Annotated in this window: 4 protein-coding genes; 3 read left to right on the top strand and 1 reads right to left on the bottom strand. The window is 72.7% G+C overall.

What is annotated here, in order from left to right; genetic code table 11:
* Positions 1-44: 44 nt before the first annotated feature.
* Complete coding sequence (locus tag AC1D15_RS22220; RefSeq protein ID WP_477827674.1) at positions 45-974, bottom strand: alpha/beta fold hydrolase; 930 nt, start codon at positions 972-974, stop codon at positions 45-47.
* Between the two features lie 117 nt (positions 975-1,091).
* Here AC1D15_RS22220 and AC1D15_RS22215 point away from each other — a divergent pair, with 117 nt between their 5' ends.
* The 3 genes from AC1D15_RS22215 to AC1D15_RS22205 all read left to right on the top strand — a co-directional run.
* A complete protein-coding gene (locus tag AC1D15_RS22215; RefSeq protein ID WP_156154858.1) occupies positions 1,092-1,337 on the top strand; it encodes a hypothetical protein in 246 nt (81 codons plus the stop codon).
* Between the two features lie 114 nt (positions 1,338-1,451).
* The gene (locus AC1D15_RS22210; protein WP_052211820.1) at positions 1,452-2,027 is read left to right on the top strand and encodes a hypothetical protein; all 576 of its coding nucleotides are present in this window, start codon (positions 1,452-1,454) and stop codon (positions 2,025-2,027) included.
* Positions 2,024-3,646, top strand: a 1,623-nt coding sequence (locus AC1D15_RS22205) for a toll/interleukin-1 receptor domain-containing protein (RefSeq protein ID WP_477827673.1), incomplete at its 3' end; no start/stop codon positions are given. The genes AC1D15_RS22210 and AC1D15_RS22205, both read left to right, overlap by 4 nt.

The raw sequence follows: 3,646 nt of genomic DNA, 5'->3' as shown, positions 1-3,646 counted from the left end.
GGATTTTCGCACGCACGGCATGCCCGCACGGGCAGGGCGGCCGGTCAGGCGCCGAGGAAGCGTGCCAGATGGGCGGCGAGCGCTTCGGGCTGGTCATGGTGCAGCATGTGCCCGGCCGGCGACAGCACCTGGCGCTCGGCCTGCGGCACCAGCGCCAGGCGGGCGTCGAAGTCGCTGCGCGGGTAGCGGTCGCCCCACCACTTCGAGACGTCGGTGCGGTCGCCCTCGACCCACAGCAGCGGCGCGGCGATGCGCTGCCAGCAGGCCAGCACCTCGTCCTTCTGGTACAGCACCGGGTTGGCGCGCTTGTGGGCCGGGTCGCCGAGGATGTGCCAGCGTCCGTCCTCGGCCTGGCGCGACCAGTGGCCGGCCAGCCAGGCCGCGCGGTCCTCGCGCAGCAGCGGGTTGGTCTTGCGCAGCCGCTCGGCGACCGCGGCCAGGCTGTCGTACGGGCGCAGTTCCACCGGCTGCTTCAGCTCGTCCAGCCACTGCAGGTAGCGCTTGGGCGCCTGGGCCGGTCGCGTGGCCGGCAGGCCGAAGCCTTCCAGGTTGACGAGCCGGCGGATGCGCTCGGGCCGCACGCCGGCATACACCATCGCGACGTTGCCGCCCATGCTGTGGCCGAGCAGGTCGACCGGCTCGCCGGGGCCGGCCAGCCCGTCGAGCAGCGCATCGAGGTCGCCCAGGTAGTCGGGGAACCAGTAGCAGTCGGTGCCGCCCGGGTCGCTCAGGCCGAAGCCGCGCCAGTCCGGTGCCACCACGTGGCGCCCGTCGCCCTCGATCGCCGCCAGCGCATCGACGGCGAACTGGAACGACGCACCGACGTCCATCCAGCCGTGCAGCATCACGAGCGTCGGCCGCTCGGCGGTGGCCTGGGCCGCATCGCCCCATTCGTGCAGGTGGCAGCGCAGGCCGCGCAGGTCGACGAAACGGCTGCGGCCGGGGCGCTGCGGGAGGTAGGGTGCGGACGACATGGCGTCCGATGTTAGGAGTTCGCGGGCGCGCCGGCTGTCCGGCCAGGGACAGCACCTTCAGGAGAATTCAGCCGCGCTTCAGGACGGCGAGCCACTGCGCCGCCGACCATGCGGACCATGAAAACGACGCGCCCGACCTCCTTCCTGCACACGCCCCAGCTGCGCTTCGCTGCAGCCGTTCTCGGGGTTGCGGCGCTGTTCGCGGGCTTTCATGCACTCGCCACGCCGGCGCCACTCGTGATTTCCTGCGCACTTCCGACCGCTGCCGGCATGGCGCGCACCGTGCAGTCATCCGGCACGGGGTCATCGCGCCCTATGCTCGGGGGCGAGGCCATGTCCGCCGTGAAGGAAAAACTGGACTGACCTGTGCTGTTCTGCAGTAGCGACGTGAGGGAGCCCGAGGGAGTCGTGATGCCGGCGCCGTGCCACCCGCGGCTGCCGGCGAGGGGCCTGCACGTCGGTGTCACGGGGCATCGATTGAATCGCATTTCACAACATCAGCTGGACCTGATCACGCCGCAGATCGAGCCGCTGCTTGCCCACCTGGCGAGCGCGTCGCGCTGCATCGAGCCGGTGCTGCTGTCCAACCTGGCCGAGGGCAGCGACCGCCACCTCGCACGGCTCGGCCTGCGGGTGGGCTACACGCTGCATGCGGTGCTGCCGCGCCCGCGCGACGAGTACGCGCGCGGCTTCCGCAACAGCGCATCGCGCCGCGAGTACCGTGCGCTGCTGGGCGATGCGGCGCGCATCACCGAGCTGCGCGGGCCGCTGGGTGTCGCCGGGCGCAGCTACCTGCGCGCCGGCCATGCGCTGCTGGACCAGGCCGACCTGCTGCTCGCGCTGTGGGACGGCGCGCCGTCGCGCGGCACCGGCGGCACGGCCGACGTGGTCGACGAAGCCTTCCGCCGCCGCATCCCGGTGCTGCACCTGTCGACCCGGCCGCGCCAGCGCCCGCGGCTGCTGTGGTCGCGCGCCGGTGGCCCGGTGGAGCAGCGCTGCGACCGGCGCGGGCTCGATGCGATGCTGGCGCACCTGAGGGATACGCGGCGATGAGCGCCGTGGACACGCCGGCCCTCTCGACGACCGATCCTTCGCCCCGCTACGGGGCGTTCATCAGCTACAGCCACCACGACAAGGCCGTGGCGCGCCGGCTGCAGCGGCAGCTGGAGACCTACCGCGTACCGCGCCGGCTGGTCGGGCGCGCGACGCCGCACGGGCCGGTGCCGGCGCGCCTGTTGCCGCTGTTCCGCGACCGCGACGAGCTGAACGCCGGTGCCGACCTGAAGGCGAGCGTGCAGGAGGCGCTCGCGGCCAGCCGCTGGCTGATCGTCGTCTGCTCTCCGGACGCGGCGCGTTCGCCGTGGGTCAACCGCGAGATCATCGAATTCAAGCGGCTGCACGGCGAGGGCCGCGTGCTGGCGCTGATCGCATCGGGCGAACCGTTCGCGAGCAACACGCCGGGCCGCGAGGCGAGCGAGTGTTTCCCGCCCGCGCTGCGTTTTGCGCTGACCGCCGACGGGCAGGCCGCGGGCGAACCGCTGGAGCCGATCGCCGCCGACCAGCGCGCCGAGGGCGACGGCCCGCGCCGCGCCGCGCTGAAGCTGCTGGCCGGCATGGTCGGCGTCGGCTTCGACGACCTGGTGCAGCGCGACACGCAGCGCCGGCTGCGCTGGCTGGCGGGGATCGCTTCGGCCTCGGCGGTCGGCGTCGTCGTGTTCGCGCTGCTGGCCGTGCTGGCGGTGCGCGCGCGCAACGAGGCGCAGCACCAGCGGGCGCAGGCCGAGGGCTTGATCGAGTTCATGCTCGGTGACCTGCGCAAGAAGCTCGAGCCGGTGGGCCGGCTGGAGGTGCTGGATTCGGTGGGCGAGAAGGCCCTCGCGTACTACGGCTCGCAGGAAGCCGACCGGCTGGACGCGACGGCGCTCGGCCACCGCTCGCGCGCGATGCACCTGATCGGCGAGATCCGCGACCTGCGCGGCAACCCGGCCGAGGCGCAGGCCGCGTTCGAGCAGGCGGCCGCGACGACGCAGCGCCTCGCCGCGCAGTTCCCGAACGACGGGCAGCGCATCTTCGACCATGCGCAGAGCATGTTCTGGGTCGGCTATGCGGCGTGGAAGCGKGCTGACGGCAGGACGGCCGAGGCGAACTTCCGCAGCTACCTCGAACTGAGCGAGCGCCTGACGAAGCTGGACCCGTCGAACATCGACTGGCAGGCCGAAGAGGCCTTCGCGTACGTCAACCTCGGCGCGGTGCAGCTGGGCACCGAGCGGCCGGCCGAGGCCATCGTGTCGCTGGAGGCCGCGGGCACGGTGCTGAAGCGGCTGTTGCCGCAGCGCGCCGAGCTGGGCTTCGAGCTGGCGCAGAACCATGGCTTCCTGTCGAGCGCGCACGAGCAACTCGGCCAGTACGAGGCGGCGCTGAAGGACACGCAGCAGCAGCTCGCGCTGTTCCGCGCGATGCCGGGCGGGGGCAAGAACAAGACGGCGCAGCGCGGCATCGTCAGCGCGCTGAACACGATCAGCCGCCACCAGCTCGACATGGGCCATCTCGCCGACGCGCAGGCGAGCGGACGCGAGAGCCTCGCGATCGCCGAGCGGCTGGCCGAGGAAGACCCGGCCAACCTGTTCTGGCGCGGCGACGCCTGCTTCGCGCGGCTGCGCATGGTGGAGGTC

Source organism: Rhizobacter sp. P2_H2 (assembly GCF_056403375.1).
The sequence above is the reverse complement of the archived record's forward strand: the minus strand, read 5'-3'. Positions and strand labels throughout refer to the sequence as shown.

Coding starts and splice junctions, on each gene's coding strand:
- AC1D15_RS22220 (WP_477827674.1), bottom strand. CDS start 974: ATGTCGTCCGCACCCTACCTCCCGCAGCGCCCCGGCCGCAGCCGTTTC.
- AC1D15_RS22215 (WP_156154858.1), top strand. CDS start 1,092: ATGAAAACGACGCGCCCGACCTCCTTCCTGCACACGCCCCAGCTGCGC.